22 protein-coding genes are annotated in these 22352 nt (G+C 64.1%); all 22 read right to left on the reverse strand.

Annotation, left to right across the window (positions count from 1 at the left end; translation table 11 throughout):
• Positions 1-92: 92 nt before the first annotated feature.
• A complete protein-coding gene (locus tag I554_RS0101390; RefSeq protein ID WP_024575423.1) occupies positions 93-1832 on the reverse strand; it encodes a VirD2 family relaxase/mobilization nuclease in 1740 nt (579 codons plus the stop codon).
• Between the two features lie 259 nt (positions 1833-2091).
• Positions 2092-2829 carry a hypothetical protein gene (locus I554_RS0101395; protein WP_024575424.1) on the reverse strand — a complete coding sequence of 246 codons (738 nt, stop codon included), beginning with the start codon at positions 2827-2829 and terminating at the stop codon, positions 2092-2094.
• A gap of 245 nt (positions 2830-3074) precedes the next feature.
• The gene (locus tag I554_RS0101405) at positions 3075-3410 is read right to left on the reverse strand and encodes a DUF736 domain-containing protein (RefSeq protein WP_024575426.1); all 336 of its coding nucleotides are present in this window, start codon (positions 3408-3410) and stop codon (positions 3075-3077) included.
• Positions 3411-3456: 46 nt separating this feature from the next.
• A complete protein-coding gene (locus I554_RS0101410; RefSeq protein ID WP_024575427.1) occupies positions 3457-3999 on the reverse strand; it encodes a S26 family signal peptidase in 543 nt (180 codons plus the stop codon).
• Complete coding sequence (locus I554_RS0101415; protein WP_024575428.1) at positions 3996-4505, reverse strand: DUF2840 domain-containing protein; 510 nt, start codon at positions 4503-4505, stop codon at positions 3996-3998. The genes I554_RS0101410 and I554_RS0101415 overlap by 4 nt, the downstream gene beginning before the upstream one ends.
• Positions 4502-4780 (reverse strand): hypothetical protein, encoded by a 279-nt coding sequence (locus I554_RS0101420; RefSeq protein WP_024575429.1) that lies wholly within the window; start codon positions 4778-4780, stop codon positions 4502-4504. The genes I554_RS0101415 and I554_RS0101420 overlap by 4 nt, the downstream gene beginning before the upstream one ends.
• Entirely contained in the window at positions 4777-5415 is a 639-nt protein-coding gene (gene parA, locus I554_RS0101425) for a ParA family partition ATPase (protein ID WP_024575430.1), read from the reverse strand. Before parA ends, I554_RS0101420 begins: the two co-directional genes overlap by 4 nt.
• Positions 5416-5743: 328 nt before the next feature.
• Entirely contained in the window at positions 5744-6616 is an 873-nt protein-coding gene (locus I554_RS0101430; RefSeq protein ID WP_029659877.1) for a replication initiator protein A, read from the reverse strand.
• Positions 6617-6630: 14 nt separating this feature from the next.
• Positions 6631-6903: a helix-turn-helix domain-containing protein gene (locus I554_RS0101435; protein ID WP_024575432.1), complete on the reverse strand. Its 273-nt coding sequence runs from the start codon at positions 6901-6903 to the stop codon at positions 6631-6633.
• 219 nt (positions 6904-7122) lie between these two features.
• Positions 7123-7599, reverse strand: a complete 477-nt coding sequence (locus I554_RS25375) for a DUF2285 domain-containing protein (protein WP_192818021.1) — start codon at positions 7597-7599, stop codon at positions 7123-7125.
• Between the two features lie 130 nt (positions 7600-7729).
• Positions 7730-7942: a DUF6499 domain-containing protein gene (locus tag I554_RS27535; protein WP_081710727.1), complete on the reverse strand. Its 213-nt coding sequence runs from the start codon at positions 7940-7942 to the stop codon at positions 7730-7732.
• 150 nt (positions 7943-8092) lie between these two features.
• On the reverse strand, positions 8093-8356 hold the full coding sequence (locus I554_RS0101445) for a DUF2285 domain-containing protein (protein ID WP_024575434.1): 264 nt from the start codon (positions 8354-8356) through the stop codon (positions 8093-8095).
• Positions 8357-8580: 224 nt separating this feature from the next.
• Positions 8581-8793, reverse strand: coding sequence for a helix-turn-helix transcriptional regulator (locus I554_RS0101450; RefSeq protein WP_024575435.1), 213 nt, complete (start codon positions 8791-8793; stop codon positions 8581-8583).
• A gap of 283 nt (positions 8794-9076) precedes the next feature.
• The gene (locus I554_RS0101455; protein WP_024575436.1) at positions 9077-9400 is read right to left on the reverse strand and encodes a DUF736 domain-containing protein; all 324 of its coding nucleotides are present in this window, start codon (positions 9398-9400) and stop codon (positions 9077-9079) included.
• A gap of 544 nt (positions 9401-9944) precedes the next feature.
• Positions 9945-10409, reverse strand: a complete 465-nt coding sequence (locus I554_RS0101460; RefSeq protein WP_024575437.1) for a hypothetical protein — start codon at positions 10407-10409, stop codon at positions 9945-9947.
• Positions 10410-10558: 149 nt separating this feature from the next.
• Complete coding sequence (locus I554_RS0101470) at positions 10559-11524, reverse strand: DUF4238 domain-containing protein (protein WP_192817716.1); 966 nt, start codon at positions 11522-11524, stop codon at positions 10559-10561.
• A gap of 129 nt (positions 11525-11653) precedes the next feature.
• On the reverse strand, positions 11654-12592 hold the full coding sequence (locus I554_RS0101480) for a DUF2493 domain-containing protein (protein ID WP_024575439.1): 939 nt from the start codon (positions 12590-12592) through the stop codon (positions 11654-11656).
• A gap of 385 nt (positions 12593-12977) precedes the next feature.
• The gene (locus tag I554_RS0101485) at positions 12978-14027 is read right to left on the reverse strand and encodes a toprim domain-containing protein (protein ID WP_024575440.1); all 1050 of its coding nucleotides are present in this window, start codon (positions 14025-14027) and stop codon (positions 12978-12980) included.
• Between the two features lie 2 nt (positions 14028-14029).
• Positions 14030-18367, reverse strand: a complete 4338-nt coding sequence (locus I554_RS0101490; protein ID WP_024575441.1) for a strawberry notch-like NTP hydrolase domain-containing protein — start codon at positions 18365-18367, stop codon at positions 14030-14032.
• A gap of 90 nt (positions 18368-18457) precedes the next feature.
• Positions 18458-18706: a DUF6117 family protein gene (locus tag I554_RS0101495; RefSeq protein WP_024575442.1), complete on the reverse strand. Its 249-nt coding sequence runs from the start codon at positions 18704-18706 to the stop codon at positions 18458-18460.
• A 104-nt stretch (positions 18707-18810) separates the two neighbouring features.
• Entirely contained in the window at positions 18811-20934 is a 2124-nt protein-coding gene (locus I554_RS0101500) for a ParB/RepB/Spo0J family partition protein (RefSeq protein ID WP_024575443.1), read from the reverse strand.
• 270 nt (positions 20935-21204) lie between these two features.
• Complete coding sequence (locus I554_RS0101505; protein WP_024575444.1) at positions 21205-22161, reverse strand: zincin-like metallopeptidase domain-containing protein; 957 nt, start codon at positions 22159-22161, stop codon at positions 21205-21207.
• Between the last annotated feature and the right edge of the window lie 191 nt (positions 22162-22352).

The raw sequence follows: 22352 nt of genomic DNA on the forward strand, positions 1-22352 counted from the left end.
CGCGCCCGCGTTCAATGGCAATCGAAGGGCGGTCGCAAGCGAACGTAGCCAAACGAAAAAATACTGATCCTTCCGACGCAATCGTCCGATGCTTACAGGCCGAGTCCGCGCTTCCGGCCGAAGCTCCAGTCGACGCCGCCGTCCGCTCGGGCGATGCCGGCGACGTGCTTGCCGAGATTGCGTTCCAGCGACGGCGACCAGGGCACGAGCTGGAAGCCGAGCCCGTCATCGATCATGGCGAAGCGGCCGGAAGAGAGCATGAGGCGCTGACGGTAGATGCCGGCGACGTATTCCCCGCTCGCCGCCTTCCGGAACGGCGTCCCCGCTTCGGCGGCGAGCTTTTCGCCAATCGCATCGAGTTCACGCCGGCGGAGCGTGTCGAGCAGATTGCGCGCGTAGATGACTTGTTGTCCCTGCCGCCGTGCCAGACCCTGCTCGATCAGGTGATCGGTGCGCGCCGTCATCGCAGATTGCACCTCGGCGCCGAACCCGCCTCCACCGAGCGCTGCGGGCTCGGGGGCGATGAGTTGGCGATCGATCCAGGTGGCGCCAGACGCCTTCACCTGCGCGTCGACATCGAGATCGGATCGCACCGCCAGTGCGACTCGGCGTCGGCCTTGCGCGTCGTCGAACTGGCGCAACTCGACGATCGATCCGGTCGTACTGTCGCCGGCCGCGTCGAGATCGGGCAGCTTGATGTGATGGGTGCGTCCATCGATGCCGTCGACCACCGCATAGGCGGTGCCCGTCAACTCGTCGTCGAGGCCGCGATCAAGGAGCCGGCCGACAACGCGATCGCCGATGCCCTCGCCGGCAAGCACATAACTCGACGCAGCCCGGTCGATGCCGCGCTCGGTGAGCGCCCGGTGCATGCGCTTGATGATGTCGCCGCGTTCGCCGAGCGCACGCAACGTCGGTTCTGCCTCGTCCGCGATGACCCATTGGCCTGGGCCGGGCTGATGGGCGAGGCCGAGAGATTCGAGCTTGCGCAGCCGGCCGACTTTCTGCGTCAGGTATGGGTCGGGCTGTCGATCGGGTCGAGGTGCAAGGTCGACGACGCGGTGCTGACCGGCATCGCGGACAAGCTGGCGGTCGAGCCGCGTCCAGCGCTCGGCGTCGATCTGATTGTCGAGGTTGCGGCTGATATCAATGTCCGAGCGAACCCCGAGTTCCTGGGTGACGAGGTCCTGCGCCCGCGCCCGCATGCCCTGACTGATATAGTCCCGCGCGATGACGAGGTCCTTCCCGTCCTCGGCGCGGCCGCGCAGGATGACGTGGACGTGTGGGTTGTCGGTGTTCCAATGATCGACGCCGACCCAGTCGAGTTTGGTTCCGAGGTCCTTTTCGACCTGGCGCATGAGGTCGCGCGCGTACCCCTTCAGGTCGGACATGTCGGCAGCGTCCTCGGGCGAGACGATGAAGCGGAAATGATGCCGGTCATCCTCGCAGCGCTCGGTAAAGCCCTTGACGTCGGCATCATTGGTCTCCGGCCCGAACATGTGCGCCTTCTCGCCGTCGCGCGTAACGCCTTCGCGGCGTAGATAACTGAGATGTGCCTTGAGCGTCGCGCGGCGAGCATTGTGCCGAACGATCCGCGTCTTGACGGTGGCGAGACGCGAGCGACTCGTCAGCAGCCGATTGGCCTGCACACTGGCGACACGGCCGCGGCCGAAGCGCGAGGCGCGCGGCGCCCCGATCCTGCCGTTGTGCGAGACCTGACCACCGGCCTTTTGCGCCGCGGCGAGCGCCTGGGCGACAAAGGGTTTTGCCCGCTGGACCCCGCGCGAGCGGATGCGGCCTGGCCGGATGCGGAAGTCGTCCTCGCGGCTCATGGCCCAATGTCTCGCGAGGTGCGAATTTCGTTGAACAAATTGCGGAATTGTCGCGTGCGCAGGCTGCGGAATGCCGGTGCACATCGCGGCGCAGGCACCAAAACACTTGCGAGATCAATGCCCCGACCGTCCCCCGACCGGGCCGCACCTCGCGGCCTTTTATCTTGCCCTCGAACGGTCGTGTTGCAGCTCCCCTCCCGGCTCGCACTTCTTGGTGCGCTGCGCTTCGTAATCTCACGATGATTCACGACGCGGTTCATCATGGAATGCCCATGCCTGAGCGACGAACAAACAGCTCGCGATCTTGCGCATTGCTGTCTGATGGAAGGTTCGGGCGCGCACGGGACGATGGCGGTTCGGCTGCAGACGGAAGTGAAGTCGAACTGCTCTCGGGCTCGCTCGTTGCGGGTTTGGACTTGGGGGGAAAGAGTGCGCTCGACCAACCGCGGGCGCGCTCCGCGAATGCCGCTGTTATGTCGACGATGGGCGTTTCGGCGTCAGGCTGCGCATCGCCAGCCGTGTCGAAAATCTCCGTACTCGTGCCCCGTGGCATGTCGAAATTTGGAGCGTCACCTTTGGCAACGGATGTTGCGACGTCGGTCGCGAACTTGACGTCCGGCTGCTCCCAGGAACCGCGATAAACGGCAACGGCGCAGAAGGTCGGATCGACTTTCAGACGCGGATGCGTTTTGCATCGGCTGGCGTGCTTGGCGATCTGGGCTGCTGCCATCGCGACGTTGCGGCATGGCAGAAGAACGGATGCTGCGACTTTCGATGGCGGCATCGAAAGCCCGGCGAGACCCACACGCAAGACAGCGCGCGACTCTGTGCGCGCCTCCCGGATTGCCAAATCCATGCTTGAATAAATCCTCGGGTTTGGTTCGCCCTGCACCGAGATCGCCCACGGTTCGCCACCCGACTGGTGCCAAACCAGCGCGTGCATAAGCTTAGGATCCACCGCGAGCGCGCAGGCGGTCACCAATGTCACGAGATCCATGGCGCGCGCTCCTGGATTGCTCCGTCCGTCGCGCGTCTGCGCGATGCCATCGTGCTCGCGGCCGTCAAGGGCAAGGCGCAAGCGCCGGCCTGCGGCCGCCCTTGACCGCCGCTGCGCGCGACGGCTGACTGATGGACGAGCGGGACGGAGGAATGAGCCGGCTTTTCCGCGAACAGAGGAATGACGTGATCATTGCTCATCCCGCGCGAACGCATGACATTTGTTTTGCGCAGCGGCGGCACGGATCAGCTCCGATTCTCGCGCTTGGACGGGCGAGTCCAGAGCAGGTGGAATGCGGAGCGGTCGTTGCCGGACTGGAACAGGTTGGCGCGGATCGGTTGGGTGAAGGCGGGATCGTCGATCTGCAGCGAGACATATTCGCCGGCCTTCTCTCCAGTGCGACTCCAGCCCGCGCCGACCTCCGGTCCATCCTCGTCGCCAGCGTGAACCCGATAGTCTGGCGCGTTCTCGGTATCGGTGTGCTCGGCCGGAACAAGTGTGAGCTCGATGTCGAGGGAGAGCGTGCGCAGGTGCCCGGTGAAGCCATGCTTGGTGCGGGTGAAGGTGCCGATCTGTGCCATGTCGTCGTCCTTTCGGTTGGTGGTGGTGAGGTGGTTGGTAAGCCGGCTAACGGGTGCTGGCCCACCATTCGAAGTGGCCGTCGCCTGCCTCGTCGGTCCAGACGGGGAGCACGCGGCCGATGACCGAACGGCGCGAGAACGGGCCGAAATAGCGGCCATCCACGCTGTCCGGGGCATCGTTCATGAGAAAGAGTTCGTCGTCGGCGATGCGGCGGCAGCCTTGCCAGACCGGGAGCTTGCGACCGGCCTTGTCGCGCTCGCGCGCGCGCCCGTAGGTGGCGCCATAGGCAAGAATGTCGAGGCCGTTGCGACAGATGGTCTGACCGGGGAGCGCAAGGATGCGTTTCAGCAGCGGCATGCCGTTCGGCAGATAGCCGCGGTCAGCGAGGAATTCGGCGATCAGCGGTGGCGGCATGACCGCGACAAGATCGGTGACAGCAAGATCGTTGGCCGCTTGCACGGCGTAGAGGCCGACCGGCGCGCTGGCGCTGGCGTTCCAGATCAGCGTCTTCGGCGGGTCAACGAAAGCCGACGAACCGAGCATGATGCTGGTGACGACCGTGGTCAGCATGGTTGCGACACGGGTCATGGGCTGACCTCGCGCCGTTTGAGCCATGCCTGGTGGCGTGTGCGGGTGTAGGCGCGCGGCGTCTCATTGACGGACAGCCGGTTGTGGACATGCTGCCAGTAATCCGGCGCCGCGTCGGCCGGATCGATTCCCAGCGCTTCCACCGCGTCGATCAATTGCAACACGCGTTCGACCTTGGGCCAACCGTCCATGCGCAGCAGGATCTCTCCGCCTGGCCGGACGAAAGGCAGCGTCTGATAGCGCTCGCCGGCGGCGACAGCGCGGACGATATCGATGCGCGAGATGATGGTGCCGTAGTCGTTGGCCGCCCAGCGGACGAAGGCGAAGATGCTGCCCGGCGCGACGCTGACGACACGGCGTTGGCGATCGAGGACTTGCTGTCCGACCTGCCGGCCGAAGCGTAACCGGTTCTCGATACGCTGCTTGTGCCAAGTCAGCTCGACAAAGGTGAGTGCTGCGTCGGCGTTCTGCGCACGCGACACGCCGATCATCGTGACGCCCTTCATGGCGTGCCTCCATCGGTGTTGGGAAAGCTCTTGAGAAGGAGGTCGCGCAGCATGTCGGCGACCGTCACACCGCGCTGGAAGGCCGCGACCTTGATGCGGCCGCGCAGATCGGGCGTGACATCGACGGTGAGACGTGCCGCGAAGGGACCGCGCTTGCGCCGAGGGCGGGGCTGCGTTTCGCGCGACTTGACCCAGCGCTCGGCATCGCCTGGCCGGGAGGCGAACTTACTCCTGCGCCCAATACTGGGGCCGCGATTGGTCGGAGGGGTTGTCATCGGACGATCCTTCCGACTTCGGCGGCAAAGCCTCTGACCTCGCGGACGGCGGAATATGCTGCGCCGATCTCGCGGACGAGGCGGCCGGTCTTGGCGGCATCGGCGAAGGCGACGCGCTGGCCGATGCGCTGGCGCAGCATCGGCGGATCGTGATCGGCGAGCGCTTTGACGGTCTCGCGCACGATCGCGGTGTGCGCACAGCAGCGGTTCACGAGGAAGCGCGCCAGGAGTCGAAGGCGGCGGTATCTGCGCGCCTCGTCGATGAGCGTCAGCATGTCGGCGGAGGCCCAGCCGTCGAAGGCCGACGGCTGTACCGGAAGCAGAACGAGGTCCGCGGCAAGCAAGGCTGAGCGCATGACGGCGGCGACGCGAGGTCCGTCGATCACCACATGATCGACGCCGCGAGCGATGGCGGGTGCTTCACGGTGAAGCTTATCGCGTGCCAGACCGACGACGCCGAACAAGCGCGGCAGTCCCTCACGCATCCGTTGCTCGGACCAGTCGAGAGCCGAGCCCTGCGGGTCGGCGTCGATCAGCGTGACGCGGCGGCCCTGGCGCGCCCATTCACCTGCGAGATGCAAAGCGAGAGTGGTTTTGCCGACACCGCCTTTGTGATTGAGGAGCGCGACGATCATGGCGCCACCTCGACCGTAGCGGCGTGCCCATGGTTGCCGGATTGTGCCCGTTCCAGAGGCGAGAGCGTCAATACGACAGCAGCGAGACGTGACGCTGGTCGATCACAATCGCTCTCGGGAGAAGGCACAGCCGACGCATGGTCGTTGCTCGGTGCTCCGCAATCGGCCGGTCGCGTTAGCAAGAATCCGAAGGATTCAATGTTAGCAAAGTTAGGCGCGCGATTTTGGCAAGCCGCGCCGGAGCTTAGGTCCGGTTTCGGTTCCTGATAGTACGGGCCTGCGGTTCCTGATCGTACGGGTGTCCGGGTTCCTGATAGTACGGGTTGATTCACAGCTTATGCACCGGTTGGCGCCGCGCCGCGCGGACGCGCGGTGTCGACGTGGATTGCAGGGCGGTAGGTTGAAACGTCAGGCGCGGCTGGCCGACAGCGCCCGAGACAAAGCCGAGCTGGTAGCCGGGGAGCGGCTGGCGCCGGACGATGTCGCGCAGCTCGAATGCGAACCGCTTGTAGGGTGAGAGGCTGCCGGACTTCAGGTGAAGGTGCCGGAAGTCGAAGCTCCAGCCGTATTGCTGGCGGCCGCCATGCTTGCGCACCAGCCGGTAGAGCCAGCGTTCCAGTCCACCGGTCAGGTCGAAATAGGTCCGGTCAATGGTGAGCACGAGCGCGTCCACCATGACGCCGGCGTAGAACCAATCCGGCAGGATCAGCTCTATGCCTTGCGGCCGGCCGGCGCCGTCGGCACGCTCCTTCCACTCGTTGATCCAGGAGAAGCGGTGCCGCCGGCGCTCACTTGGCTGACGGATCGACGTGGCAATGGTGGTGGATTGCAGGCGATCCAGTCCGGCCTTCAGGCGCTCGTAGTTCAGTGCCGAATCGCCACGGCCGATGAAGGTCAGGATTTCATAAGGGGTTGCCGCCATCAGGCGTGAGGTGCGCAGGCCCCGGTCACGCGCATCGACGATCTGCGAGGCGGCCCAGATCAGCACGTCGGCGTCCCAGATGGTCGCCATGCCGTGCTCCGGCGTCGCCTCGACGCGGATCGTCACCTCGCCCATCTTGAAATCGATCGGCCGAACGCGCGGGGTTTTGGCGAGGGAGAAGAACGGCCAGGACATCAGGTCTTGCGCGTCGCGCAACGCCATGTCGCCGGGTCGTGCCCGGAACATTTCGAGTTGCTGGTCGTCGGCGATGCGGCGCATCTGATCGGCCCGGCTCAACGAGGACGCACCGGCGCTGAACGCGACGGCACCGTGCCGCTCGACGCAGTCGCGCGTCCGGGATCGGAGGTTGAGTTGCGCGCGCGCTCGGCGGCCCAGGCTTCGAGGTCGTCGATCGCATAGACGACGCGGCCGCCGAGCTTGCGGAACACCGGGCCGGTGCCGGTGCAGCGGTGTTTTTCCAGTGTGCGGCCGGAGAGACCGAGGAATGCAGCGGCGTCGTGTGTGCGGACGAAACGCGGCGTAACGCGGGAAGGTGATGAGTCCAAGATGTGCCTCCGGGCCGTTCGGGGGCCGCTGCCGGGAAAGGCAACGGAGCGGAGGCAAGCGTGACGGAAGATCGGCGTCGTGGGGGAGACCCGCCGTAGGAAGCTCTCTGCGGCGTCCCTCGACCTCATGGCGGAAGCCGAGCCGTGCGAAGCCGCGTGCGTTCACCGTTCTGGGCAGACTGAGAAGCCAGGCGAAGTGGCTGTGCCCTTCCAACACAGTCAACGGCGCCGAAAGCGTTCGGCGCGTGCGGGATCGCCGCGAAGGAGGGTGAGGTAGCCACCATTCATCAGCGCGACGGCGCTGGCGACAACGCGGTTGATCTTCTTGCGCAGGGCCGCGTTCTTCCATTCGATGGCGGGGATGTTGCGCGCCCCAGCGTCAAGCAAGACGGCTGCAATTTCTCGCCGGGTCACGCCTTCCAGTTCGCCATCAAGCGCTCGGACTTGGAGGATCAGGCGAGCACGCTGTAGCGACGTGAGCTGCAGGCTACGCAACGGCGGCCCGGCGCGTTTTCCGGATAGACGGCGATGGAGACGCTGAAGGCTGTGCAGCCGAGCGCTGAAGTCATCATCGAACGGAATCAGGAAAGTGCTGCCGTGGGTGTGAACGTCGTTGACGAACCATAGGCGATGACGGCCCTCTGCATCGTCGATCACGACACGACGGCCGTCCTCAGTGACGACGTTCCACGCCACTGGCAGGAGCCCGTCAAGATCGATCGGATGTGCTTTCGCGAAACCGTCAGGCGCCGGAGCAACGACGACAACGGCAGGTGAGTGTTCCGGCCGCCACAAGGCGGGAGTCTCCCACGCGGGGACGTCGGGCTCATGCGGGAAAGCTCAACCCCCATCGGTGTGCGAGTAGAGCCATTCCGGCCTCGCGCGACAATGAGCCGGACGCAATACCTTCTTGTGTATTGCGGTAGTCCTCGCGATAGGCGGGATTGCGTCGGAGAAACTCGACGGCAAATTGATCTCGGTCCAGTCGCATAAGTCTGTCGGCGGTGCTCGCGGACCGCCAGTCGGACGCCGGCATCATTGTCCTCCCTTCGCCCGACCCTTCGTCGGATCCGTTTGGTTGAGTATCGGGAGGATTGCTCGGTTCGCTAGACTCCAAATTGGAATAGCGTGATAAGTGGCTGGCTTCGCTCGCTTGCCTTCTCCGGTTCGAGGGAGGCGCAGCAATATTCTACTGCATGCGTCTCTCAAGAAGGTGACGATAGCCTTTCTCGGTCATCCAGTGTGCGCGGGCGAGATGGCTGTCATGCACGATCTTCGCACGCTCGGGCTCCTTCTCTGGATCGAGTCCAAAGATGATGGCCACGGCTTCGCGCCAGTCGGCGCCCTCGGCCTCGGCATCGAGCAGCCGGACGTAACTTGTCAAAAGTCTTTCGTCGTAAGGGCTGACGCGATCCAGCTGCGGTGGGCGATCTTCAAAGGGGAGTGTGCTCACGGTGCCCCTCGTGTTTTCTCTGACCGGGAACAGCAGCGACCCTCAGCGGTTCGCAATTTTCCGATCTCGTCATGATGGCCGAAACAGTATCGCGTAGGCGACGATCTGCTATCGCTCACGCAAGTTTCGGCCATGGTGAGCAGAGGCCCATGCATCCATGGTTCCCCGTTCATGAAAACGTTCGCGTGAATTTATCGCAAAATTGCGGGAAACAGCCGACGCATTCAAGGGTCGCGTCGAAAAAATTCGACCGGATCGGCCTCAAGAACGACGGCGAGTTTCTCCAGCATGTCGATCGTCGCCGCATGCTGCTCGCGTTCCAGCATGCCGACGTAGTTCCGATTGATGCCCGCACGGTCCGCAAGCTCCTCTTGCGACAGGTTTTTGACCTGGCGCAACCGGCGTAAGTTCGTGGCAACAGTCTCCCGCAAGCTCATGCAGAAGACGTCGCCGGATCACTAATATACTGCCACCTAATATACTAGGTATTCGCTACTGACGCCAGTTCTATGAGGGCATTTTGGGGGCGTGCGGAGCGGGGATGCCGGTCCAAGGAGGTGCACCATGGCCAGAATTTGTGTCGCCGATTGGTCATTGCCATAGCGCCAAAACGTGCGGTCGGAGCCATCGCCGCGCGGCTCCGAGCGTTCTCGGCCTTTGGGATCCGGCTCGAAGAGGCAGCCCCGCCCGATGTACTGGGCGGGGCGCTGGGAAGCCGGCTCAATCGGCGTTGGCCTTGCGACCGCGGGACCAGATGAGCGTGAAGCTCTCGCCATCCTCGTCGTTGAAGAGGTTCGCGTAGATCGGAGCGTTGAAGCTCGGATCGTCCAGCTTGACCGAGAGGTAGTCGCGGCCTTCGCCGGAGCGCTTGGACCAGGCGGCGCCGATCTCAGCCCGGCCGACAAAGGCGCGGTGGCTCGGGGCGTTCTCGTTGCTGCTGTTCGTTTCAGGGACGAAGCGGACGTTCTTGGCCTGGAAGGTGAGCGTGACGATTTCGCCGACGAAGCCTTGCTCGGTCTTGGTGAAGGTGCCGATGTTCGCCATGATAGTTCTCCTTGCTCTCTGTTTCCGAGCCGCGACCATCGCGGTCTCGATGGCGACCGAAAGGCCGGAGACGATCGACGCCGCATCCGCTTGCGGACCGAAGCGCAGCGGAGGATGCCAGGCGGGCAACTTTCTTGCCTCGCGAGGAATGGGCGAAGCCCAGGGGAAGAAAGTTGAACGCCGGCATTGCGGCTAGGCGATCGAGGCGCAGCCGGTGTTCGGCCAGGTCAGGCCATCGTAGAGACCCGAATGGTGCGTGCTCTCGGAACAGAGAATCCCAAGGAGAACAAGCGAACATCACCGACACAGCACCGCAGGATAAGGCAGCCTGCAAATCGTCCTGTCATCCCCCACGGCTACGTCCCGTTCCCCGAAACAGTCGGAACCGAACGCCGCGCCACCGCATCTTGATCGCCCGGAGCCGGAGGACTGGTTCCAAAGCGTTTCGGCTTACCGCGCGCATCGTGTGCAGGTCATGTCTGCGAGCTTGGGCTTTGATCCTACTCCGATCAGAACCCGCAGACGTGGGGGCGCGGCACAATTCTCACCAGGTCGCGGCGCGGGACCTCGACAGTGCCGGCCGTCCGGTCCCAGCCGGCATAGCGGGCGGGGCTGCCGCAAGCCGCGTCCAGGCCGTCGCCCCGATCAAGACCGCGCCGATGACGGCAAAGGCCTGTCGCCAGAGATCCGACGTCATGGTGAGGCCGGAGAGGCCGAAGGTCGCGTAGTAGCCGCCGAGCGCGGCCGGGATCGCGAATATTAGCGCGACCGCGATGCGCAGAATGGGCGTACGGACGAACGAAAAGATGGCCTGCCCGATGACGAGCACGAACACTGCGGTGACGACGCCAACGCCGATCGCGCCGAGCGGCCCGATTCCAGCGTGATACGCATAGAGGCCGGCACTCATGCCGATGAAGAACGGCAGTGCGTAGATCGCGAGCGTGAATAGCGCCCAGCAGAAGAAGCCGAGGCCGATAATGTTGAGGAGGATGCCGATGACAAGCATGGTGATGGCTCCCATGACAAAAGAGGCAAGGGTTGCGCCTTCCACCACCACCACGGCGCAACTATCTTAATAGCGAAAATGGTCCCGCAGCGACAGTGAAAGATCGAGACAGAAGCCTACCGCAGGCGTGCCCAGGAGCTGTTCGAACATCAACAAAACCGCTTGTCGGAGATGAGTTGATTGCCCGTTCGAACAGGATCATCAGTTCCTCTCGTATATGAAAACTTGTGATCACGGGAGTAGAGCTGCTGAATGGCACTCGCGACCATCGCGCTATTCAGCATTGCCACGCGTGCATCATCAGCATCATCATTGGCGTTGCGAAGATTGAAGGCGCCCACAACCGCGAGCGTCGGCGAGACCGGAAGGTAAACATCAGTACCGTTCATGGCGAGGCCCGGCGCGAGATCACCTTTCCGCCTCGCCGGGTCAGACCACGTGAGATAGAACGGACTGTCGCTTGTGATGAAGCCGCCGGAGCCTTCCGGGGCTCTCACCAACACCCACCCGCGCCTGAAAAGCAGCGGAAGGATGTGGTCGAGTAGCATGAGTTCCAGGCTGATCTGGTAGTTCTGATCAAGCGCCAGTTTGTACTTGCCGCTTTCGAACGCTGCTTTCATCTCATCGTAGGACACGTCGTAGTCTTCGGGCAGCGCTCCTTGTTCTTTCGCTTTGGCAACGTCTGCCTCGTAGATTTCCTTTGTCGCTATTCGTCCAGCGATATTCAGCCTGCCGATATCTTCGTGCAATTTGCGGATCATCTCTCGCATTGCAGGAGAACGCAGGGCCGTCAGACCGATGAGCGTGAGCAAATGCGCCTTATCATCTTCATTATCGAGCGTTCTCGCTTCATTGATGCGGACAAGAGCCTCGGCAAGCCTCGTCTCAAATTCGGAGAGCGCTTTCTCAAGCGCCTCATGATCCATGCCGTCTACATTGATGCGATTGAAGTAGTTCTGACAGGCAACGTCCTTTACGTTGGACTTGTAACTTTTCTTCCGCTTACGGTCGAAGACGGAGAGTTGGTGGCTCTTGCGGTATTGTTGAGCCCACTGCCGAAGATAGCACTGCGGAATATAGTGCTGTCTTACTGACCGTTTTCGACCTTTTCCCATGTGCATCTCCCCACCCCTAGCGCACCGCATAATATGCACCGGCTTGTCGCCGGAGTCCTGCGGCCGATCCGACAAGGCCACTCGATCAGTCGCCAAGAGAAGCCGTGCGACTGATCCCGGTGGCGGCGCTTACGCGCCGCCGGTACCGACCTTCCAGACCGGGATGCCGAGCCGGCGCGCCTTGTCGGCGAGGTTCGCCTGGATGCCGGAGCCCGGCGTAACCAGGATGCCGATCGGCAGCGTCTCGAGCATCGCGTCGTTTCGCTTGAACGGTGCGGCCTTGGCGTGCTTCGTCCAATCGGGCCGGAAGGCGATCTGTGGCACCTTGCGGTGATCGGCCCAGCGGGCGGCGATGCGTTCGGCGCCCTTCGGCGACCCGCCATGCAGCAGCACCATGTCCGGGTGCTTGGTGCGAACCTGATCGAGCCTGTCCCAAATCAGGTGGTGATCGTTGAAGTCGAGACCGCCGGTGAAGGCGACCTTCGGTCCGGCCGGCAGCATGACTTCGGTCTCGGCCCGGCGCTTGGCTGCAAGGAAGTCGCGGCTGTCGATCACCGCTGCGGTCAGGGCGCGATGGTTCACCATCGAGCCGTTACGGGGATGCCAGGGCGATCCGGTATGGCGCGCGAAGTGCTCGGCCGCCTGATCGCGGAAGAATTCCATCGTGTTGCGTCGCTCGATCAGCGTCATGCCCTCGGCTGTGAGGCGTTCGAGTTCGACCGAGCGGATCTCGGAGCCATCCTGTTCGCGTTGGCTGCGCCGTTGCGCCTGCTCGTTGTCATCGAGCTGTCGCTCGATCCGCTCGTTGGCACGGTGGAAGAGATTGACGGTCGACCACAGCAGGTCGTCGAGGTCGGGTTCGAGGCGGGTTTCGCTCAGAGTTACGATCAAGGCGTCGAAGATATCGGCGACGGCGCCAGCGACGGTGCGGGCTTCTGGCAGCGGTCGCGGATCGGGCTCGTCCTGGAAGGGACGATAGCCGTGGAGTTGAAGTTCGGCGAGGATGTGGTCGGTCGGGGATGTCGCGTGCGGCGGCTCGTAGCTGGTCTCGTCGTGATCGGTCGTCATGGGAAATTTCCTTTTGTCGGATCGGCTGCGCTCATCGCGGCCTTCGTGGCGACGAAAAGCGGCGGGCGGACCGGACCTGCACCGCCGAGCGCAGCGACAGCGGCCGAAGCGCAGCGGAGGATGGCGGGAGCCGGCTATTTTGTTTCGCGATGTAAAGCGCCCACCCCGGGGCCCCGTCGCGCTTTTGCGCGATGGGGTGGACTTGGGGCGCGACGGAAAATAGTCGGCGGACGCCATTGCAGGGGCCGGGCCGTTTGCCGCCTCGATCGCCCTCTCAGAAGGCCGTGAGCGCGGCCCTCTCCGACACCGAAGGAAGGCGTCCCGACGGAGACCGCCGAAAAAGTCCGGAGCGGCGCACGCCTGGCTTCCCGTTCCGGCCCTCGCCTCAGAGCGACATGAACCGTGCGACATCTTCCGGTGCGAGTTGCACTCGCAAGGCTGCTCGCAGCGCATCGACACTGAGGCGGCGCAGGTCTTCATTAAAGTCGTCGCCGTGGGGCGATAGCGCGACCGCGTCGATCCGGGCCATGCGTGCGCGGTCGAACAGTCCAGCCATCGCGCCATCACCGGCCGGATCGTTATCGCGAACGACATAGAGCCTGCGCAGCGTCACCGGAAACAGGATGGCGGTGAGGTGCGCGGCCGACAGCGCAGCCATCATCGGCATGGACGGCATGACGCAACGAAGCGACAGCATGGTCTCGATGCCTTCGCCGGCGGCTGCGACGTCGTGTGCAGCGCCGAAGCGGACCGCGTTGCCGAGGAGATGGCCCATCGCGCGCCGCGGCGTATCGATCGGCGCCTTGCCGTCGCCCGTCGGGGCGAGCCAAGACGGTGCAAGATAAGTGCGATGCGCTCCGGTGATGCGGCCGTCGCAATCGGTGACGGCTGCGATCATCGCCGGCCAGGTCTCAGTTGCCGCATAGCGGTCCGGGCGATAGTAGCAACGCGGATGGAAACGTAAGGCTCCGGTTCCGTGCAAAGCCGTAATGCCGCGTGTGCGCAGATACGTCTCTACGACAGTGCCCGCAATCGGTTGCGACATCGCGAACAGGCGACGTGCCGATTCCGGCGAGCCGGCCGATGCGGATGCTGGACGAGGCTTAGGCTCGGGATCCGGTTTTGGCCGTGGCAGACTGAGGAACCGTCGGGCTTCGTCGACGATGTCGTGGAAGTCGACAAGGCCAAGCGACTGCCGGATGACGTCGAGCAAGTCGCCATGTTCGCCTGTGGCCGCGTCGGTCCATTTGCCCGCGGCGCCTTTGCCGGATTCAGGACCGCTCAAACGGACGAACATTGAGCGGCCGGGTGTGTTCTTGATGTCGCCGACCAGCCAATAGCGGCCTTCGCGGCGACCGTTCGAGAGATAACAGCGGCACACCGCCTCGGCCTCGCGCGCGAGGCGGTGCGCCAGTTCACCGGCATATCCCGCCATGGTCATGCCGCCCGCTCTGCGACGCGCGTGACGGGATAGCGTTCCAGCACCTTGGCCAGGACGGCGACACCACCCGCATCGATCGGGACGAACAGGCGGAGCTTCCATGAGATGATCTCATGGAACAGGCCGTAGGCACGCAGCCGGTCTCGCATAGCGTCGGTGAAGCCGGTCAACTCGATGCGGTTCGCGCCCATCACGCGCACGCGGCGAAGCTGAAGGTCCTCGGCAAGACCGAGCACGGTCTTGCCGTCGAGCAATGCCGCAAGTGCGGCATCGGGCGTGAGCGTCACGGCGCTGGTCTCGATCGCAGTCGCGACCCATGCGGGCGAGACTCTGCGGCCGATGATGCGCTCGCCGGAATCGGTTTGGAGCCGATAGACGCGCGTCGATTCATTCGGCAGGCGCTTCCAGATCGGCAACAACAGACCGGCAACGATATGGATCTCGCTATCGGTGAACTCAGGCACGTCCACGACTTCTGCCGACCAGGTCTGCGCGAAGGTCTCACGGTCGGCCTCCTGCCAATGGGTCTGCGGCATCACGGCCAGCGGCGTGACCGAATGCTCCATCGGGCGAATCAGGCGAACACGGCGTTCGACCTGCCCATCGTCCAGCATGACGCTGCGGGCCGGCACCTGCACGGCGGCGCGGCCGGACTGGCTGTTGACCAAGAGCACGGCGCGGGGATCCGACAGGCGATCCAAAGCATCATCGAGCGTAACCGGCCGGTTGCGCTCGCGCTGGGTGATCGTGAGCAACCGCGTCTCGGCCGACGTGCCGGGATGGGTGTAGATCGTCTGCCGGTCCGTAACGGTGAAGCTCTCGGCTGTCAGCGTCTCCAGACCGACATCATATGTGCCCGACGCGATCGCGCCCTCGATGCGCGCAGTCAATAACTGCTCGAAAGAGGTGAACAGAATGTTCTGGAGATCGATGGTCAACGCCAGCAGACGGTTGAAGAACGTAGTGATCGGCGGCAGGTCGTCCTTGATGCCATTGGAATCCGTCAGCTTGAGCCCGGTCGCGTCCTCGAACGTCTGGAGCGAACACCCCTCGACCTTGCCCATCACCAGCAGGAGGTAGAGCTGACGCAAGGCGTCGCGTGCGTAGTGACTCTCCAGATTGTCTTCAGGTCTGAACAGACCCTGACCGCCGGTCTGGCGCTGCCCTTTGGTGATAGCGCCGAGCGTGTCGAGGCGCCGCGCGATGGTCGACAGGAACCGCTTCTCGGCCTTCACGTTCGTGGCGATCGGCCGAAACAGCGGCGGTTGCGCCTGGTTGGTGCGATTGGTGCGGCCGAGCCCTTGGATCGCGGCATCGGCCTTCCAACCGGCCTCCAAGAGATAATGTATCCGCAGCCGCCGGTTCTTCGCCGATAGCTCCGCGTGATAGCTACGCCCGGTGCCGCCGGCATCCGAGAACACCAGGATTCGCTTGACGTCATCCATGAACGCCTGCGTCTCGCCGAGATTGGCAGAGCCAGCGCGGTTCTCAACAACCAGACGATCGACTTTGTCCGATCCTGTCTTGCGGATGATCCTGCGGGAGCGGCCAGTCACCTCCGCCACCGTGTCGGTACCGAAGCGCTGGACGATCTGGTCGAGCGCGCCGTGGACCGGTGGCAATGACGCCAGCTTCTCAATGAGGCCGTTGCGGCGGGCAACAGCCTCACGGCTCTGGACCGGTTGACCATCGCGGTACACCGGCCGCGACGACAGATTGCCCTCGCTATCGGTGAACGGCTCGAAGAGCTGGGTGGGGAAGCTGTGTGCCAGATAGTCCAGCACATATTCGCGCGGCGTGATGTCGACCTGCACGTCCGCCCAATCCTCGGTCGGAATTTCAGCGAGGCGGCGTTCCATCAGCGCCTCGCCGGTCGAAACGATCTGGATCACCGCGGCGTGGCCGTCTTTCAGATCGCGCTCGACGGACGCGATCAGCGACGGCGTCTTCATCGCGGTGATGAGGTGATTGAAGAAGCGCTGCTTGGCGCTCTCGAAGGCGGAGCGCGCGGCCGATTTGGCCTGCGCGTTCAGCGTACCGGTCGAGCCGGTGATATTCGCCGCCCGCATTGCGGCGTCGAGGTTGTTGTGAATGATCGAGAACGCCCCGGCATATTCGTCGTAAATGCCGATCTGCTCGTGGGTGAGTCGGTGTTCGACCAGTTCGTACTCGACGCCCTCATAAGACAGCGAACGCGCCGCGTAGAGCCCGAGCGCCTTCATGTCGCGCGCCAGGACTTCCATGGCCGCGACGCCGCCAGCTTCGATTGCTTCCACGAATTCGCCACGCGTGGCGAAGGGAAAGTCCTCATCGCCCCAGAGTCCGAGCCGCTGGGCATAGGCCAAATTGTGAACCGTGGTGGCGCCGGTCGCCGACACATAGAGAATGCGTGCGTTCGGCAACGCATGTTGCAGGCGCAGTCCGGCGCGGCCCTGCTGCGAGGCGGCCTGATCGCCGCGCTCGCCCTTGCCGCCGGCCGCGTTCTGCATCGCGTGCGATTCGTCGAACACGATCACGCCGTCGAAATCAGTGCCGAGCCAATCGATGATCTGCCGGACACGGGACACCTTCTCGTCACGCGCGTCGGAACGCAGTGTCGCGTATGTCGTGAACAGAATGCCTTCGCCGAGGCGGATCGACGTGCCCTGACGGAAGCGCGACAGCGGCGTCACCAGCAGGCGCTCAAGCCCGAGCGCCGACCAGTCGCGCTGGGCGTCCTCGATCAGCTTGTCGGACTTGCTGATCCAGACCGCGCGGCGGCGGCCCTTAAGCCAGTTGTCGAGCAAAATGCCGGCGACCTGACGGCCCTTGCCGGCGCCGGTGCCGTCGCCGAGAAACCAGCCGCGCCGGAATCGCACGGCATTCTTTGCATCGTCCCGCGCGGCGGTGACGAGATCAAAGGTCTCGTCGACGGTCCACAATCCGGCGAGAAATTCCGCATGGGCCTCGCCGGCATAAATGACGGATTCGATCTGGGCGTCGGACAACAGCCCGTCCGTGATGACATTCGCCGGCAAGTGCGGTCGATAGGCCGGGACCGGCGGCGCGACCGACGCCATCGCAGCCGACTGCACCAGCTTGGTGGGATGCGCCTGAGAGCCGGGAATACGGATCGATTGCAATCCGTATTCTTCATAAAGCGTATCCGTGAGCCTGACGCTTTCGGCGGGCAACCATGCAACCGTCTCAAAGGCGAGCTCGATCCCTTCAGGCTCCGGAGCTGGGGCGGAGGATGGGCGCATCGCGTAAGCGCGCACCGTTCGCGGCATCGCCGGACGCGAGATCGGCAGAGACACGGCGCTCGCGACCGGTAGGCGCGGTGGCACGTGCTGCATCACCCAGCCAAGCAGCGCGGCCGCGTCCGATGCGACCCCTGGTGATGCTGGGAACGTCGCCGCATCTTGGGCCGGCGCCTTGTCGATCACGGTCAGGCGCGTGTCGACGGTCGTGCCATGCTTGGCGTAAACCGCTCCATCGATGGCAGCGGAGAAGACAATGCGTGCTTGGACCTGCAGGTCAACGAACGCCTCCCGCCAAGCTGGGTTCTCGGGCGAGAAGCTTGCCCCCGTGATCGCGACCAGGCGTCCGCCCTCAGGAAGGCGTGCCAAAGCGGACGAGATGTGCCGCAGGGCCGCGTCTGTCATGCGGCGATCGACATGCGCGACCGCGGAGAATGGCGGATTCATCAGCACGACGCTCGGTATGATGCCGGCGTCGAGATGATCGTCGATGTGGGCGGCGTCGTAGCGAGTGACGGCGGTACCGGGGAAGAGATGCGAGAGAAGATATGCGCGGGTATCGGCGAACTCATTGAGAACAAGCGACGCGCTCGACAACTCAGCGAGAACAGCAAGCAAGCCGGTGCCGGCCGAAGGCTCCAGCACGCGATCGGCGGGTGAGATCGCGGCGGCGACGCTCGCGGCGAACCCCAATGCGATCGGCGTCGAGAACTGCTGAAGCGCCTCGCTCTCTTCGGAGCGGCGCGTGTGGGTGGGAAGTAGGCTCGTGATCTTGGCCAGCATCGGCAGCATGGCGGCGGGCGACGCGGCACGCGCGCGCATGGCGGGACCGAATCTGCGGATGAACAGGACGGTCGCAGCCTCACAAGCGTCGTAAGCCGCCTTCCAATCCCAAGCGCCATCGGCGTCGGATGCGCTGAAGGCGTTTTCCATGGCCGTGCGCAGCATCGGCGCATCGATGCGCTGACCGCGCTCGAGGTGAGGAAGCAAACACTGCGCGACCCTGGCGATGGCGTCGACCTTCGTTACAGAACCGGGCGCAGTGGAATGGGATGTGGCCGCGAGAGCGGCCACGGATACGAATGTCGGTGTCATGGGAGAACCTCGGAGAGCGGAATCGGGATGAACCGTCGGACGCTCTCTCGACCACGCCGGCTCAAACCCCTCCCGGCCCGACTCTCCCTTTCATGGCAGCGCAGACACTGGTTCGCTGGACGAACTCACCGGCGGCCGATAGGCGTCATATGGATTGCCATCGGCGAGGTGGCCGAAGGGCGTGAAGACGTAGTCGGTTCCGTCACGCCCGACGGCGCAGATGACGTATCGCGTTTCACCTGTCACGGCGTCGGTGCATTCCATCAGCGCGAGATTGCCGTCGGATGCCGCGCGGAGCAGCGTGTTGAAGTTGTCGCGGGCGTGATCAGGGATGCTCATGGTCTGCCTCCAAAACGAAAAAGCCCGGCACAAGGCCGGGCGGGAGTGAATCGGGAAGAGATAAAGGGTGCGGAGCGACCAAAGCCGCTCCGCACCGCTCAGCCTTATTCCGCCGCGATGACGTGCGGCTGATCTTCGTCGCCGTCACCCAACACTTCATCGTCGTCTTCGCCGAGGAACGCGGGCAGTGGCTCGCCTTCGGCCTGTTGGGCCGCATCGGTCTCGGCAAGACGGAGCGGCTCGGGCAGCCAGCCGGTGTCCCCGAGCAGGCGCTCGGCCTCCCGCGCCATGTCGGCCTTCTTCAGGTGGTCGATGAGTTGCGCGGACGGCTCACCTTTCGCTTCGCGCACCGCTTCGAGGATGCGGGGCTTGGTGATGCGGCCAAGATAGTTGTCAACCGTCGGCTTCCACCCAACCGCCACCATGTCGAGCCCGACCGCACGCGCCAGGACGTCGGCTTGGTCGAGCCGACGACGCACGCCGTGGGCGGAGACACGGCCTTCATTGTAGCGGTTGGCCGGCTCGTAGAGCGCGTTGACGGCGGATGATGCGCAGTATGCGAACAGCGATGCCTGCGCGCTCCCGTCGAGTGCAGTGAGAGCGTCCCACAAGTCACTCTCATCCTTGGGCAAACGAGCCTTCCATCCATCATGACGCGCATCGATGGTCCGCGCCGACGTGCTCTCCTTCAGGCCGGGAGCCTGAGCGGGGAATGTCGGCGTCCGAATCGCAATCTCCAGACAGCCGCTCGACGACGCAAAGCGGTAGAACGTCGCCAGCACGAAATTGTGCAGCACGGCCTGGAAGGCGATCGCCGGTTCGTTCGCCAGCGCGTCACGCAGCGCGAGCGTCCGATGAGCGGTCAACTCCGTGATTAGCCGATCCGGCAGCGGCTTGACGGTGTCGTCATCGTCTTCCTCGACGGGTTCGATCGGCGCGCCGCCAACGGTGATGACCGCACGCTGGACCGAGCCAGCGACGGTTTGTCCGTTGCCCGTCTGTCCTTCGGCTGCAGCGTCAGCCTCGGAATCCGGATCGCCGACCACTGACGCTTCATCCTCCGGCCGGACGTAACCGCGGTCGATCGACAGAACGCCCTCGGCGTCGATGCTGACGAACACGCCGGCGCGGGCGACGTTGGCCGGATCGTAGCGGAGCGATCGGGCATCGAAAGCGGAACGTGCTGCTTCGATTTCGCCGAGACGCTGATCGATCTCATCGGGCAGTTCGTCGGCATCCTGGTAGTCCTGCTCGATCTTGGCGTACTCGGCATTGAGCGCCTCGAGCGTCGCCTGTTCGTCGGTCGTCAGGTCGACTGGTTCGCCGTCAAGCTCACGCAGGCCGTCGGTGTGGCCATAAGGGAAGTCGACGGCCACCGCGATCCACTTCCAACCCTCGGCAGCGATGGTCTCGGCTTCGGCCTTGAGTTTCTCGGTGACCAGGCGGTCGAGCAGCGGCACGTCCTGAAGCCAGCCGCCATCGTCATGCTCGAAGAGATCGCGCATCACGGCGCCGCCGGCCTGCTCGTAGGCAGCGAGCCCAATGAATTGGGCACGCCGATCGGATGCCCGCACGGTATTCTCCGTGAGCATCCGGCGGATCTGGTAGGGCTCATCGAGCTGGGAACTGCTCACACTGTCCCAGACCTGCTCCTGGCGCGCATGGTCGGCGACGACGGAGAAGGCCATGAGTTGTTCGAGCGTCATGTCGTCGGCGGCGTAGACGTCATGCAGTTTAGGTGACACGGAGGCGAGACGAAGCCGCTGCTTCACGATCGCAGGCGTCACGAAGTGCCGCGCAGCGATGTCCTCTTCGCTCATGCCGCCGTCGCGCAGGAGCTTGAACGTTCGGAACTGATCGAGCGGATGCAGGCCGACCCGCTCGTCATTCTCAGCAAGTGAATCATCTTCCGCGATGCCGCCATCCCGCACCACACAAGGGACAGGCTGCGTTTTCGCCATTCGCTTCTGCTTTACCAGCAGTTCGAGCGCGCGGTAGCGTCGCCCGCCGGCGGGCACTTCGAACATCCCGGTCTCCACGCCGTCAGCGTCGACGACCGCCCGAACATTTAGGCTTTGCAGTAAGGTTCGCTGAGCGATGCTCTCGGCGAGTTGGTCAACCGAGATGCCGGCCTTCACGCGCCGGACGTTGGACTGGCTGAGCACCAGCTTGTTGAAGGGAATATCGCGGGAGGGACTGAGCTTGATCTTCTGTACGGCGCTTGCCATGTCGGATTCTCCACGACGGGCGGCCGGAGACTCTCTCTCGACCTCCAACCCGTCACGAAAACTCCGGCCCGCCTCTTACTCTCGGGCGGCTCGCTTCGGACTCAGGTGGATGGGCTCTGAAACGCGAGATTTGCGGGATGCGCCGCGCCGCGAGCGTGCGTAATCTGCGAAACGAGCATTTCGACACGGCGTCGAGTGTTCGGATGCCCGCAGGCGCTAACCCGTTTCGAAAACATGCCGTAATTCATGCGGTGGGGCCGCATGCGCTCACTATGCAGCTTCCCGACCACCGTCACCTTCCGATCCGGCGGTCGCCTCATCGGTGTCGGGCCGAAAACCGAGGATGAAGTCGGCTGCCTTCGACGCGGCGCTGGCGGCACGTACGATGGCGCGGTTGTCCTCTCGCAAGACCTCGAGCCACGATCCAATGTAGTCGGCATGGCGGACGGTCGGCACGATGCCGAGGGAGGCACACGAGAACGCGGCACACAGTTCGGCGATTAGCTCTTCTAAGGCGTATTTCTTCGAGCCGAACGAGCCGGAAAGATCGCGGTTGAGGCGGGAGCGATGACCGCTTGCGTGTCCCAACTCATGCAGCGCCGTGCGGTGCCAGTTGATCGGCTCGAAGTAAGCGGCGGGCGGCGGCACCTGTACATAATCTTCCGACGGAAGATAGAAGGCGCGGTTGCCGCCGATCCGGAAGTCGATGCCGGTGGCCTTGATCAACGCTTCAACCTGCGGCTCAACCACGCCGGGCGGAGGCGCGGCGGTTGCGATCTGCGTGGGCAAGTCGTCACATTGATCGGTGTTGAAGACCGTGAAGCGCTTCAGGAACGGAATCGCATGGACCTCTTCGCCGGCGTCGATGGCGCGCCTCTTCTCGCCATCGGGAACGAAGCGGTCGGCATAGACGACGGTGGTGCCGCGCTCGCCCTTGCGGACATGGCCGCCGAGCGATAGCGCCTGGCGGAAGGTGAGCCAGCTCTGGCCGGAGAAACCGCGCTCGATCACGGCGCCCCACAGAATCAGGACATTGATGCCACTGTACCGTCGGCTAGTGGAGGCATTCTGCGGCATGGCGAGCGAAGCCTTCGCCGCGGCCGTTCCCCACGGCTGAACCCAGGGCACACGCCCTGCTTCCAGTTCGGCGATGATCTCGTTGGTGATGTCCTCGTAGAATCCGGTCCGGCCAGCGCCGGTCCGGGCGTTGCGGTCATGTCTCGGCATCGCGGTTCTCCGCGACGGGCGCCGCGAGCCTCTCCCGCGGCCTTCAACCCGTCACGGCCAAACCGGCCGGCACTCTCACTTTCCTGTTGCGACAGCCGCTTGCGCCGCCTGATTCGAGAGCGGCAGAGGAACCGCAGTCGCCGCGTCAGGGATGGAAGCCCGAAGGGTGAAGACCCGGCACGCCGGGGCTT

It is taken from the genome of Afipia sp. OHSU_II-C1, assembly GCF_000497575.1.
Lineage (GTDB): Bacteria > Pseudomonadota > Alphaproteobacteria > Rhizobiales > Xanthobacteraceae > Afipia.